This window comes from Terrabacter carboxydivorans (assembly GCF_039532035.1).
In the GTDB taxonomy this organism is placed as follows: domain Bacteria; phylum Actinomycetota; class Actinomycetes; order Actinomycetales; family Dermatophilaceae; genus Terrabacter; species Terrabacter carboxydivorans.
This window is the reverse complement of record NZ_BAAARE010000043.1, coordinates 1-12,336: the sequence shown is the minus strand read 5'-3', so window position 1 is coordinate 12,336 and position 12,336 is coordinate 1. Positions and strand designations below refer to the sequence as shown.

Sequence of the window (12,336 nt, the reverse complement as noted above, 5' to 3'; positions counted from 1 at the left end):
GCCGCCGATGACAGCGAGGTCGGCGCTGGCCGCTGGCGTGGGAACAGGCTGGATCGTCATGCTGGACTCCGCTCTTCCGTTAGGGGTGTTCTGACGGCGGAGCGAACCGGCCGGGCGGGCGACAGGTCTGTGACGGGGCTTCTAGTCCAAGCTCCTATCAGGTCAGTTCCGCCTGGCCGGCGCGCACCATGACGCTGCACCGATCCGGCCGACAAATCGAACGCAGGACACCGCGGTCATACCTTGGCCGGGGTCAGACCGGGCCGGTGCAGCGCCGCTCTTGATGTTCACAGACTTTCCCGTTCTGGTTTGGCGAGGCCGGCGCCGTCAGCCGGTGCCGGATCCCGTTGCGGCGACAGATCTTATCGAACAACACCTCCCCGCTACGTGGCCCGTGGGTGCCGAACCGGTCAGTGAACCGCTTGCCGTTGCCGTGATCACCTCCTCGGGCACCCCGAACGCCGCCAGCGCCTGCGCGAACGCCAGACACACCGCCCGGCCGGTGGCCCGCTCCACCACCTGCGCCATCACGCAGTACCGCGAGTGGTCATCGACCCCGGTGACGATGTCGCCTCCCGAACCACCGCAGTCGCCACGTCGACCAGCCGGATCCCGCCGACGATGTCGATCCCCGACAGCTCAATCGGCCCCGGCCGCTCGAACCGAACATACGAGTCCCGACGACGCCTCCGCGGGCGCGACCTCGCCAGGTCCCTGCGTCGCAGGATCCGGTGGATCTTGCGCTCGGCCTCACGCTGCCTCTGCCAGGCCTCATACAGTCTTTGCTTGGTCTCCGCGTGGTAAGGCCTGGTGGCTCCGGGCAGGTAGGCGGAGAGCTCGTGGCGGCAGCCGAAGTGGAAGAGTCCCTTGGAGATCGCGCCCGTCAGGGGCGCCTTCACGTCAGTGAGCGTTCGGCCGAGCCGGTCACTGTTCGGTTCGATGACCTTGCCCACCCGGCCCGAGATCGACAGCACCTGCCGTCCGAACGGCCTGCACAGCGGACACGCACGCGGCGAATCTGACACGATGACCAGATCGATGCCGGACGCGGCCCGCGCGTCGGTGTAACCCCGCACCGCCGCGAGACCCGCACCCCGGCCGATAGCCATCTCGACGTAGTCCTCAAGGGACCAATCACAACCGGCGCCATCGCTGAGACGGGCAACACCGCGAGATGCGAAGCTTTCGAGGATTCGCTGTACCGTCTGCACGCCCGCGACTTCCTCACCTAGGTCCTCGTCGCCGGCAGCGGCCGCCTCGCGGTATGCGGCAGTGACCATGTCGGGGACGCGCTTCATGGCGGCGACGATCGTGTCGGCCGTGGACTCCGCTATGACCGCGGCGCCATCGAGGACGCCTTCGGCAGAGAGTATCGGCGGCAACGATAGGTCGGCGACAGCGAGGGCCTGCACTCGGTTGTAGGCGTCGAGGACGATGCTGTTGACCTCAGTTGCCACGGCGCCGGCCAAGGCGGCGGTCAAGCGCGCGACGCGAACCCTGAACACCGGTAGCTCTGCGAGCTTCGTCGGCGCCCAGTGAGGTTGTCCGCGGCCGTCTTGCGGGCGCGTCGCCAGCAGTCGCAGAACGGCCGCTTCGGCGTCATCTATCACGACCAGGACCCGGGGAGCCAATCTCGCCCCGTCGTCCGGGGAGACAAACATGCTCTTACGCTACGCCTGAGGCGACCTCACCAAGCTGACTAGTGGAACCTGACAGCGGCTCTGCCGTGACGACGGCGCACATCAGCGAGGTGGGTTGATGCCGGGCAGGTCCGCGTTGGCGGGAGCTTATGTGGGCGCAACACCCAAGGCGACTCCGGTCCGGGCTGGCGATCACGTGGCGTATGAGCGGGGCACGGCGGTATTCGAGGAAGGCTCACGAGTGGCAACGGCGTCGTCAGCGGCGCAGTGCTGCCTGTGCCCCGACGGCGTGTACTGCCCTCGCGAACCCGGTGGTGCACGATCAGGGGACCCATTCCGCAGGTTCAGGTGAGCCGGTTGTATCATCGTGCTTGTCCTTCACGGGAGTCCGGCGCACCGGGCTGAGAGGGGGCTGACGCAGCCCCGACCGTCCCCACCTGATCCGGATCATGCCGGCGCAGGGACCAAGGAGCCGCATTGACACCCCGACCTGCATCCGCCCGCCGCCTCGAGTACCCCACCGAGCGTGGGCGCGCGTCGTCACAGTTCGTCCCCGAGCTGCACGTACTGACCGACACGCGCGGCCGCCGCGACCCGCTCGCCGACGTGCGTGCCGCCCTCTCGACAGGGCGGTGCGCCATCCAGGTGCGGGCGAAGGAGCTGTCTGACCGTTCCGCGCTCGACCTGACCCTTCGGATTCTCGCGCTGGCGCGCCCGGTCGGAGCGGTCGTCCTGCTGAACGACCGGCTCGACGTCGCGCTCACGGCCGGCGCGGACGGCGTGCACCTGGGGACCGACGACCTGCCGGTCGCCCGGGTGCGAGCTGTCGTGCCTCCCGGCTTCGTCGTCGGGGCCACGGTCCGCTCGGCGCAGCAGGCACGTTCTGCCGAGGAGTGCGGGGCGACCTACCTGGGGGTCGGGCCCGCCTACACCACGACCACCAAGGAGGGGCTGCCGGAGCCGCTCGGGCCGGACGGCGTGGCCGCGGTCGTCTCCGCCACGGCGCTGCCCGTCATCGCCGTCGGAGGTGTGACGGCTGACCGCGTGGCGCCGCTGCGCGAGGCCGGCGCTCACGGAGTCGCAGTCGTCGCTGCGCTTAGCGAGGCCGCGGACCCTGCTCGTGCCGCGGCCGTCCTCGCCGCCGCGTTGGCCGCCCACCCGCCGACCACGCTCTCGGCGCCGTCGGCGCCGAGACTTCACTCCGGGACGACCACCGCACAGTCGTGACCGCCCTGACCGTGGGCGCGAAGGGCCCACAGCGGGTCGCCGTCCTCGGGGCCGGCATCATCGGTCTCGCATGCGCCTGGCGACTCGCGCGCGCCGGCCATCGCGTCACCGTCCTCGACCCGTCCGCCCGCACCGGGGCCACCTACGCTGCCGCCGGGATGATCGCACCGGCCAGCGAAGCCGCCTTCGGGCAGGACGCGCTCCTCGCCGCGGGGCTGGCGTCGGCGCGCCTCTGGCCGACCTTCGCCGCCGACCTCACGCACGACACCGGCCGGCCCATCGAGCTCACGCCCTGCGCGACAATGCTGGTGGCGCTCGACGCGGACGACGACAACGCTCTGACGAGGCACGTCCGACACCTCCACCGCCGTGGTTGCACCGCGGAGAGGCTGACGTCACGCGCCGCACGCCGGCTGGAGGCCGGCCTCACACCGCGCCTGGCCGGTGCCGTGCTCCTGCACGAGACAGCTGTCGACGCCCGCAAGGTGGCGTCGGCGCTGGAGGTGGCGCTCGTAGAGCACGGAGGCACCGTGCTCGCCGTGTCGGGGGAGCCGGTGGTGCACGAAGGCACGGCGACGGGAGTCAGGTCGCTCGGCGAGCGGTGGGCAACCACCAGCGGGGTCATCGACGCGGATGTCGTCGTGGTGGCGGCGGGTTGGAGGTCACCACAGATGCTGAGCGCCCTCGACCACGCAGTGCCCATCAGGCCCCTCAAGGGACAGATCCTCCGGCTCAGGTCGTCGCCCGGCGCGCTCGGGCACACCGTGCGCGGCACGGTGCGGGGGCGAGAGGTCTACGTCGTGCCGCGGCCCGACGGTGAGGTCGTCGTCGGAGCCACGAGCGAGGACGTCGGAGAAGACCTGCGCGTCACCGCCGGAGCGGTGCACGACCTGCTGCACGACGCCATCGAACTCCTGCCCGAGCTGGCTGAGGCGACCCTGGTGGAGAGCACCGCTCGGCTGCGTCCGGCCACCTCGGACAACCTCCCCGTCGTGGGACCGACGTGCGTCGACGGGCTCGTCCTCGCGTCCGGGCACGGCCGGGACGGGATCCTGCTCGCCCCGCTCACCGCGGAGCTCGTCTCGGCCCACATCGACGGGCGACCCCCACCCTCGGGCGCCGAAACCCTTGCCGCACAACGCCTCTGCACACCGAAGGAGCTGACGTGAACATCACCGTCAACGGCCACGAGCAGGCCGTCCCGCCCGATGCCACCATCACGGACCTCGTCGAGGCGATGGGGATGCCCTCTCGCGGGATCGCCGTCGCCCTGGACCAGGCCGTCGTGCCACGATCCGCCTGGCCGCACACGGTCCTGGTCAGCGGTGCACGTGTGGACGTCGTCACCGCGATGCAGGGAGGCTGACGTGCCACAGAAGACCGGGACCGACACCCAGGCGACCGTCCCCGATCCGCTCGTCATCGGCGACCGCACGCTCACCTCGCGACTCGTCCTGGGAACAGGGGGAGCCACCAGCCACACGGCGCTCGAGGCGGCGGTCCGAGCCTCCGGCACGGAACTCGTCACCGTCGCAATGCGACGCGTGCCTCGTGAGGGGACCGGGGGTCTGCTCGATGTCCTGGGCGCGTGCGACGTCGACCTGCTGCCGAACACCGCCGGGTGCCACACGGCACGAGAGGCGTTGCTCACGGCTCGGCTCGCCCGGGAGGCCCTGGGCACCGCCTGGGTCAAGCTCGAAGTCGTCGCCGACGACCGCACCCTGCTTCCCGACGTCGTGGAGCTGGTCGACGCGGCGGAGCAGCTCGTGCGCGACGGGTTCGTGGTGCTGCCCTACACGACCGACGACCCCGTCGTGGCACGCCGGCTCGTGGACGTCGGCTGCGTCGCCGTCATGCCGCTGGGATCCCCCATCGGCACGGGTCTGGGCATCCGCAACCCGCACGCCATCGAGCTCGTCCGAGATGCCGTCGACGTGCCCGTCGTGCTCGACGCCGGCATCGGCACCGCCTCCGACGCCGCGTTGGCCATGGAACTCGGTTGCGACGCCGTGCTGCTCGCCTCCGCCGTCACCCGCGCCGAGGACCCCGCCCTCATGGCATCGGCGATGCGTCACGCCGTCGTCGCCGGACGGCTCGCCCACCGGGCGGGCCGGATACCCCTGCGACGCCTGGCGATGGCCTCTTCACCGACCACCGGCCTGGTGGGCTCGTGACCGCCGACCTGCGGCGACCCGGGACCACCACCCGCCCCGACGGCGCAGGCGCAGTACTGGACTGGCGCTGGCCGCAGGCCGGCCGGGTCGTCATGGTGGTGACGGACCGCTCGCAGGTGCCACCCGGTCGCGACCTGGTCGACGTTGTCGCGGCCGCCCTCGAGGGAGGTACCCACGCCGTGCTGGCCCGGGAGCGAGACCTGCCCGGCGAACAGAGGAGGACCCTGGTCGCCGCCCTCTCCGCCCTCTGCACGAGTGCCGGCGCCGCCCTCCTCGTCTCCGGGCCGGTTCCCGCGGGTGTCCCGGTCTCCGGCATCCACCTCGCACGAGACGAACCAGTTCCCCGCACCGGCCAGGGCCGCCTCCACGCGGGCCCCTTGGTGGGCCGCTCCTGCCACGACCTCCCGGAGCTCCTTCGCGCCGGCCGCGAACGGTTGGACCACGTGACGCTCTCACCCGTCGCAGCGACCGCCTCCAAGCCGGGCTACGGTCCGGCCCTGCGCCCCGAGGGTCTGCGTGAGCTGCTCACCGCCTTGCACGACGGGCAGGACCTTCCCGTGCCGAGAGTGCTCGCTCTTGGTGGCGTGGATCCCACGAACGCCGGACGGTGGGTCGAGGCGGGCGCCGACGGCGTGGCTGTCATGGGAGCCGTGATGCGGTCCTCCGATCCAGCGGAGACCGTACGCCGGGTGGTTCGGGCCCTCGACATGGCTGCTCCCATCGCTGCGCTCAAGGGCTTGGACCGATGACCAGGTCCGGGACACCGCCCGTCGCGTTGACGATTGCCGGCTCGGACAGCGGAGGTGGTGCGGGAATCCAGGCCGACCTCGCCACCTTCGCCGCCCTCGGCGTCCACGGTGCCACCGCCATCACGGCCGTCACGGTGCAGGACACGACCGGTGTGCACCAGGTGCACCACGTACCCGTCGAGGTCGTGCTCGCCCAGGTGCACGCTGTGCTGACCGACCTGAGGCCGACCGCGGTCAAGACCGGGATGCTCGGCGAGAGCGGCATCGTGCGATCCCTGGGTGCGCTGGCGGCCGATGGTCTCCTCCCCCAGCTCGTCGTCGACCCGGTGCTCGTGTCGACCTCCGGCCACCGCCTGGCGGGCCGGGGCGTCGTCGCGTCCCTGCGCGAGCACCTGCTGCCACACGCTGACGTGATCACACCCAACACCAACGAGGCCGCGGTCCTGCTCGGCTGCCACCCGCCCGCCAGCCTCGAGGAGCAGAGCGCACAGGCTCGAGCCCTGCTCGAGCTCGGCTGCACCGCCGTCGTCGTGACGGGAGGTGCCTTCGCCCGGTCACCAGGCAGCCATGGAGGTTCGAACCACGTCCAACGCACCGACGTGGTGGCCACCGCTCGAGGCGTACGCGTCCTCGCCGGCCACGAGATCGACACGAGTAACGACCACGGCACCGGTTGCACCTTCGCCTCGGCGATCGCCGGCTCGCTCGCCACCGGCCGGCCTCTGGACGCTGCCGTGCAGGCCGCGCGCTCCTTCGTCCGACAGTCCCTTCAGAGGTCGGCCTCCTGGCAACTCGGCCGCGGACGCGGACCCGTCAGCCATCTCGGCCCGCGTGGCCGGTGCGAGCGCGATGAGCCCGACCTGCATCCCAGGAACACCCGCACTCAGCAACCCACCTAGCCCCCGACCCAGACCCAGCCATCCACCCAGCCCCCCACCGAGTCACGAGGAGAGCACGCATGACCCACAACGCCCAGACGAAAGAGCCGGCCACCAGCGCCCGACGCAAGGTGCACGTCGCAAGCGAATCCCACGGCATACCAGTGCCCTTCACCGCAGTCACGCTGTCCGACTCCACGACCGCGACCGGGACCCGGCCCAATGAGCCGTTCCTGCTCTACGACACCTCAGGACCCGGAAGCGACCCCGAGGTGGGCCTGCCCCCCCTCCGCGCCCCATGGATCGCCGCGCGAGGTGACGTAGAAACCTACGAGGGACGGCAGCGGCGACTCGCTGACGACGGCCGGTCCGCGGAGCGTCGAGGAGCCGCATCCCGAGAGTGGCGAGGGGAACGACGTGCGCCCCTGCGCGGCCAGGAGGGCCGCAGGGTCACGCAGATGGCCTATGCCCGGGCGGGACAGGTGACTCCCGAGATGGAGTTCGTGGCGACGCGCGAGCGGTGCGACGTCGAGCTCGTGCGCTCCGAGGTTGCCGCAGGCCGGGCGATCATCCCGGCCAACATCAACCACCCGGAGAGCGAGCCCATGATCATTGGCCGCGCCTTCCTGGTGAAGGTCAACGCCAACATCGGCAACTCCGCGGTGACGAGCTCGATCGCCCAGGAGGTCGAGAAGCTGACGTGGGCGACCCGGTGGGGCGCTGACACGGTGATGGACCTGTCGACCGGCGACGACATCCACACCACCCGCGAGTGGATCGTGCGCAACTCCCCCGTCCCGATCGGGACCGTCCCCATCTACCAGGCGCTCGAGAAGGTCGACGGCGAGGCGTCCCGCCTGACGTGGGAAGTCTTCCGCGACACCGTGATCGAGCAGTGCGAGCAGGGCGTGGACTACATGACGATCCATGCTGGGGTGCTGCTGCGCTACGTGCCCCTGACAGCGGAGCGGATCACGGGGATCGTCAGCCGCGGTGGCTCGATCATGGCGGGGTGGTGCCTGGCCCACCACGAGGAGAACTTCCTCTACACCCACTTCGACGAGCTGTGCGAGATCTTCGCCCGATACGACGTCGCCTTCAGCCTCGGCGACGGGTTGCGCCCGGGATGCACGGCGGACGCCAACGACGAGGCCCAGCTGTCCGAGCTGCGCACCCTGGCGGAACTGACGTCCCGCGCCTGGGACTTCGATGTCCAGGTCATGGTCGAGGGGCCCGGTCACGTTCCGCTCGACCTCGTCAAGGAGAACATCGACCTCCAGCAGGAATGGTGCCATGGCGCGCCGTTCTACACGCTCGGCCCGCTCGCAACCGACATCGCCCCCGGCTACGACCACATCACCTCCGCCATCGGGGCCAGCCACATCGCATGGCACGGAACGGCCATGCTCTGCTACGTCACCCCCAAGGAGCACCTCGGACTGCCGAACCGCGACGACGTCAAGACCGGCGTCATCACCTACAAGCTCGCCGCCCACTCCGCCGACATCGCGAAGCGGCACCCCTACGCCCGCGACTGGGACGACGAGCTCTCGAAGGCCCGCTTCGAGTTCCGCTGGGAGGACCAGTTCAACCTCTCGCTGGACCCGGAAACCGCGCGCGCCTTCCACGACGAGACGCTCCCAGCAGCGCCCGCGAAGACAGCGCACTTCTGCTCCATGTGTGGACCCAAGTTCTGCTCCATGCGGATCAGCCAGGACGTCCGCAGGTATGCCGCCGAGCGCGGTCTCACGGCCGACGACGCATCCCGCCAGGGCATGGCGGAGAAGAGCCGACAGTTCGTGGAGCTCGGCTCTTCGGTGTACGTCAACGGAAGCTGATCGACGGCGGGAGGGCGCGCCGGCCTCCGACCGGCATTCCCGCTGGGTGCCGTTGCGTGTGAGGAGGAGTCTGCCGGACAGCGGGTGCCTTTCGCCGAGGGTCCTGGTCAGGACGGTCGCGCCCATGGCCTCGAAGACCGATGCCCCATCGAGCCACGGAACGAGGTGATCGCCGAACAGTTTCGCACCAGAGGGACCGCCCAAACCAGGCCCGAAGTGGACTGCCGCGTCGGCGAACTCGATCCCCCGCTCCGCTCTTGGAGCCGCCAGTTCACCGTCCGCGGGCGACGGCGGACCTTCGACGCGCCGTTCAGCTCCTCTCCTCAATGGTCGGCACTTTGGTATACCGAGCAGGCGAGCGTGAAGTGGAACAATGGACGACGTGGCCAAGGCGAATCACATCCAGTCAAGACCGGCGGAGCCGGACGAGCCCGAGTCGGAGTTCGTGCGGGCGACCCGTCGAATCCGGGACCAGATTCTGGACGGCGCCCGCCCCCCGGGGAGCCGGCTCATCGAGCGTGATCTTGCGACCGAGCTCGGAACGAGCCGCGTGCCAGTGCGCGAGGCCCTGAAGACCCTCATCGCGGAGGGCCTCGTGACCCCGCGGCCGCGCAGCTGGGCCACGGTGCGCGAGTTCACCCCAGCGGATGTCGCCGACCTCAACGAGGTGCGGTCCGCGTTGGAGGTCCTGACGTTCCGATTGGCAGCCAACCGGCATTCTCGCGAAGGGCTGCATCGGCTCAAGGACGCCCTGGAGGTCGAGCATGCCGCGGCACGGGCGGGCGACAGCCAGCGAGCCCGCCGCGCCGCTGCGGATTTCCACGAGGTGGTCACGACCCTCGCCGGCAACGAGCTGCTGCTCGAACTCGACGCCATGCTGCGCAGCCGCATTCGCTGGCTGCTCGTCCAGCACGAGGACATGGACCAAGTGGTGGCTGAGCACGAGGCGCTCTACGACGCCATCGCGGTGCGTGACGTCGGACGGGTCAGCACGCTGATCCTCGCCCACATGGGCAACATCCGATACCTGGATGACCCCACTTGGCGCGACGACGACCCAGCCCTGCAGGCTTCCGTGGCCCGATGAGGTCCTCAGCAGGCCCCGGCTGCGGTGCGCCCGGGCCCGTCCTGAGTCAGGCGACGACGATGCCACCGTCGACCACGGGGCGGATCTCCGTGCCGATCGTGCGGTCGAGCAGGTCGTCGAGGCGGTCGAGCGGCCCGATCAGTGCCCTGCCCCCCCGCGCGAGCGACGCGGATGGCAGCGTCGACCTTGGGCTGCATGGAGCCCTCGGCGAACGCCAGCTCCGAGATCGCGTCCGCGGAGGCGGTGAGGATGTCGCGCTGCTCCGGCGTGCCCCAGTTCTCGCAGACGTAGTCGCCGTCGGTCAGCATGATCAGGGTGTCAGCTTTGAGCTCGGCGGCCAGGGCCGCGCTGGCGAGGTCCTTGTCCACGACGGCCTGCATGCCCGTCTGCCGGCGGCCATCGGCGTCGGTCTTGACCGGCACCCCGCCGCCTCCGACACAGACCACGAGGTGACCGGCTGAGGGCAGCTCGCCCACGAGCGGTGCCTGCAGGATCCGCAGCGGGTTCGGCGAGGGCACCACGCGACGGAAGGCGTGGCCGTCACGTGCGATGGTCCAGCGGTACTCGGCGGCAGCCTCCGCCGCATCTTGGGCGGAGTACTGCGGGCCGATGAGCTTGGTCGGCCGCTCGAAGGCGGGGTCGTTCTCGTCGACGACGGTCGTGGTGACGATGGCGGCGACCTCGCGCGTCCCCTGGAGGGCGTTGGAGAGCTCCTGCTGCACGACGTAGCCGATCATGCCCTGGGTCTCGGCGCCGAGGATGTCGAGCGGGTAGGCCGCGACATCCTGGTAGGCGAGGTTCTGCAGGGCGAGCAGCCCGACCTGCGGCCCGTTGCCGTGGGTGATGACGAGCTCGTGCTCCCGGGCGAGCTCGGCCAGCGCCTGGCACGTCGAGCGCACGTTGGCACGGAGCCGGTCGGCGGTCATGGGCTCTCCGCGTCGGGCAAGGGCGTTCCCGACGACAACTCGCATGGTCGTTCTCCTCAGTCCAGTCGTGACATCCTCGCCACAAGTCCTCAAAATGGTATACCATGCGTTTCGTTGTGCGGCCCGCCCTCAGCGAGTCGACAGTGCGGATACCGCCCAGGAGGGCCGATGGTCACAGCGATGGCGCGTCCGTCGACGCGAGCGCTGTCCGTCGACGCGGCCGTGTCCGGCGTGCTCGCCGACGCCATGGGTCGGGCTCGGGTCCACTCCGTCTTCCGCCGCGTCATCGCCCTGGGGACGCCGGCCGGCCAACTGCTCTCTCTGTGCGGACGCGATGCCGACGATGCGCCGTGGTCGCTGCGCGCCGACGTTGACGACTGGACTGGCTGGGAGGTCCCGACCGGCGCCGTCGCGGACGTCGACAGCGACGCCATCGTCCTGCCCGGCGGGGCGCGGATCACGCTCGCGGGCGCGCGCCTGTGGCACGCCGTACCAGCACCCGTGACAGCCGATCGGGCTGAGCTCACCGCCCGCGCAGACGAGCTCGCCGCTGCGATCCGTGACTTGGGAGTGGCCGGGGGCGCCGTGCCTGGTCCGGCACCTGACCCCTTCGCCGCCGCCGTCGCCGAGCGGGTCCGGACCGGGCTGGCAGGCATCATGACCGGCGAGCTGGCCGGACGCGGCGAGGATGTCGAGAGCGCAGCCGCCCCCCCTGCTGGGTCTCGGCCCCGGACTCACCCCAGCCGGTGACGACGTCCTGACCGGGATGGCCCTGGTCGCCTCCCGCCCCGGAAGCCTGGCCACGACGGTTCTGCCCGCGCTCCGGCACGCCCTGGGCCGGCACGGGGACCGCACCACAGACCTCAGCCGGGCCACCCTGTGGGCCGCCCTGGACGGGAGAGGTCGCCAGCGGCTGCTCGACCTCGTCCACACCCTCGTCTCGTTCGATGACTTCGGGCCGCTGCTCCTGCGCAAGCGAGCCGCGCACGTCATCGCCATCGGCCACACCTCAGGCAGCGACATCGCGTCCGGTGTCCTGGCAGGAATCCAACTGGAGCTACAACTGAGAGGATCCGCGTGCCTGTCACCGCAGCGATCAAGAAGAACACCTACCTCGACTCCGTGTCGCTGATGTCGATCTCGACGAAGGCGAACGGGATCGAGGGGGTGGACCAGGCCTTCGTCGCCATGGCGACCCCGATGAACAAGGGCGTCCTGGAGAACCTCGACCTACTCACGCCCGAGCTGCGCGACGCCTCGACCGGCGACCTCATGATCGTGGCCGTGACCGGCGAGAGCGTCGATGTCGACGAGACGATGACCGCGATCGAGGCGCTCCTCGTCCGCAAAGCGCAGACCGGGCCCGGGGCGGCCATCGTCCACCGGACCATCGCGGCGGTCGAGGCCGACCCGAAGGCGAACCTGGCGGTCATCGCGGTGAACGGCACCTATGCCGCCCGCGAGGCACGCAAGGCCCTCGAGAGCGACATGCACGTCATGCTCTTCAGCGACCACGTCAGTGTCGGCGACGAGATCGCCCTCAAGGCCCTGGCCCACGAGAAGGGCCTGCTCATGATGGGGCCCGACTGCGGCACGGCCATCATCAACGGCACGGCGCTCTGCTTCGCCAACGCCGTCCGTCGCGGGTCCATCGGCATCGTGGCGGCATCCGGAACCGGGTCGCAGGAGGTCTGTCCCGTTCCGGGTCTGATGGAGGCTCTCATTCCACGGAAGGATGAGAGTCATGGCAGCACCGAGGAAGTACCCGGAGGAGCTTCGGGAGCGAGCGATCAGGATGGCCGTCGATCTGCGGCGTG

11 protein-coding genes, 3 pseudogenes and 1 riboswitch are annotated in these 12,336 nt (G+C 70.5%); of the genes and pseudogenes, 11 read left to right on the top strand and 3 right to left on the bottom strand.

What is annotated here, in order from left to right; translation table 11 throughout:
* Positions 1-292: 292 nt before the first annotated feature.
* Positions 293-749 (bottom strand): annotated as a pseudogene (locus tag ABD297_RS23135) (DDE-type integrase/transposase/recombinase); the annotation flags it as partial.
* A 24-nt stretch (positions 750-773) separates the two neighbouring features.
* Positions 774-1,661, bottom strand: a pseudogene (locus ABD297_RS23130) (phage minor capsid protein); the annotation flags it as partial.
* Between the two features lie 349 nt (positions 1,662-2,010).
* Positions 2,011-2,122: riboswitch (TPP riboswitch) on the top strand.
* Here ABD297_RS23130 and thiE point away from each other — a divergent pair.
* The 8 genes from thiE to ABD297_RS23090 all read left to right on the top strand — a co-directional run bounded on the left by thiE (position 2,118) and on the right by ABD297_RS23090 (position 9,593).
* Complete coding sequence (thiE, locus tag ABD297_RS23125; RefSeq protein ID WP_344257497.1) at positions 2,118-2,867, top strand: thiamine phosphate synthase; 750 nt, start codon at positions 2,118-2,120, stop codon at positions 2,865-2,867. Its footprint overlaps the riboswitch before it by 5 nt.
* Positions 2,864-4,036: a glycine oxidase ThiO gene (gene thiO / locus ABD297_RS23120; RefSeq protein WP_344257496.1), complete on the top strand. Its 1,173-nt coding sequence runs from the start codon at positions 2,864-2,866 to the stop codon at positions 4,034-4,036. Before thiE ends, thiO begins: the two co-directional genes overlap by 4 nt.
* Positions 4,033-4,233, top strand: coding sequence for a sulfur carrier protein ThiS (gene thiS / locus ABD297_RS23115; protein WP_344257495.1), 201 nt, complete (start codon positions 4,033-4,035; stop codon positions 4,231-4,233). The genes thiO and thiS overlap by 4 nt, the downstream gene beginning before the upstream one ends.
* A 1-nt stretch (position 4,234) precedes the next feature.
* The gene (locus ABD297_RS23110; protein WP_425581213.1) at positions 4,235-5,041 is read left to right on the top strand and encodes a thiazole synthase; all 807 of its coding nucleotides are present in this window, start codon (positions 4,235-4,237) and stop codon (positions 5,039-5,041) included.
* On the top strand, positions 5,038-5,790 hold the full coding sequence (locus tag ABD297_RS23105; RefSeq protein ID WP_344257494.1) for a thiamine phosphate synthase: 753 nt from the start codon (positions 5,038-5,040) through the stop codon (positions 5,788-5,790). The genes ABD297_RS23110 and ABD297_RS23105 overlap by 4 nt, the downstream gene beginning before the upstream one ends.
* Complete coding sequence (gene thiD / locus ABD297_RS23100; protein ID WP_344257493.1) at positions 5,787-6,689, top strand: bifunctional hydroxymethylpyrimidine kinase/phosphomethylpyrimidine kinase; 903 nt, start codon at positions 5,787-5,789, stop codon at positions 6,687-6,689. Before ABD297_RS23105 ends, thiD begins: the two co-directional genes overlap by 4 nt.
* 59 nt (positions 6,690-6,748) lie before the next feature.
* Positions 6,749-8,506 (top strand): phosphomethylpyrimidine synthase ThiC, encoded by a 1,758-nt coding sequence (thiC, locus tag ABD297_RS23095; protein WP_344257492.1) that lies wholly within the window; start codon positions 6,749-6,751, stop codon positions 8,504-8,506.
* Positions 8,507-8,879: 373 nt separating this feature from the next.
* Complete coding sequence (locus ABD297_RS23090; RefSeq protein WP_344257490.1) at positions 8,880-9,593, top strand: GntR family transcriptional regulator; 714 nt, start codon at positions 8,880-8,882, stop codon at positions 9,591-9,593.
* Positions 9,594-9,598: 5 nt separating this feature from the next.
* Here the strand turns inward: ABD297_RS23090 and ABD297_RS23085 are convergent, their stop codons facing one another.
* Positions 9,599-10,564, bottom strand: a complete 966-nt coding sequence (locus tag ABD297_RS23085; RefSeq protein WP_344257489.1) for a carbamate kinase — start codon at positions 10,562-10,564, stop codon at positions 9,599-9,601.
* 123 nt (positions 10,565-10,687) lie between these two features.
* Here ABD297_RS23085 and ABD297_RS23080 point away from each other — a divergent pair, with 123 nt between their 5' ends.
* The 3 genes and pseudogenes from ABD297_RS23080 to ABD297_RS23075 all read left to right on the top strand — a co-directional run.
* Positions 10,688-11,269: a hypothetical protein gene (locus tag ABD297_RS23080; RefSeq protein WP_344257488.1), complete on the top strand. Its 582-nt coding sequence runs from the start codon at positions 10,688-10,690 to the stop codon at positions 11,267-11,269.
* Positions 11,208-11,651, top strand: coding sequence for an oxamate carbamoyltransferase subunit AllH family protein (locus ABD297_RS23780; protein ID WP_425581212.1), 444 nt, complete (start codon positions 11,208-11,210; stop codon positions 11,649-11,651). The genes ABD297_RS23080 and ABD297_RS23780 overlap by 62 nt, the downstream gene beginning before the upstream one ends.
* Positions 11,597-12,336, top strand: a pseudogene (locus ABD297_RS23075) (hypothetical protein); the annotation flags it as partial. The gene ABD297_RS23780 and the pseudogene ABD297_RS23075, both read left to right, overlap by 55 nt.

Coding starts and splice junctions, on each gene's coding strand:
- thiD (WP_344257493.1), top strand. CDS start 5,787: ATGACCAGGTCCGGGACACCGCCCGTCGCGTTGACGATTGCCGGCTCG.
- thiC (WP_344257492.1), top strand. CDS start 6,749: ATGACCCACAACGCCCAGACGAAAGAGCCGGCCACCAGCGCCCGACGC.
- ABD297_RS23090 (WP_344257490.1), top strand. CDS start 8,880: ATGGACGACGTGGCCAAGGCGAATCACATCCAGTCAAGACCGGCGGAG.
- ABD297_RS23085 (WP_344257489.1), bottom strand. CDS start 10,564: ATGCGAGTTGTCGTCGGGAACGCCCTTGCCCGACGCGGAGAGCCCATG.
- ABD297_RS23080 (WP_344257488.1), top strand. CDS start 10,688: ATGGTCACAGCGATGGCGCGTCCGTCGACGCGAGCGCTGTCCGTCGAC.
- ABD297_RS23780 (WP_425581212.1), top strand. CDS start 11,208: ATGTCGAGAGCGCAGCCGCCCCCCCTGCTGGGTCTCGGCCCCGGACTC.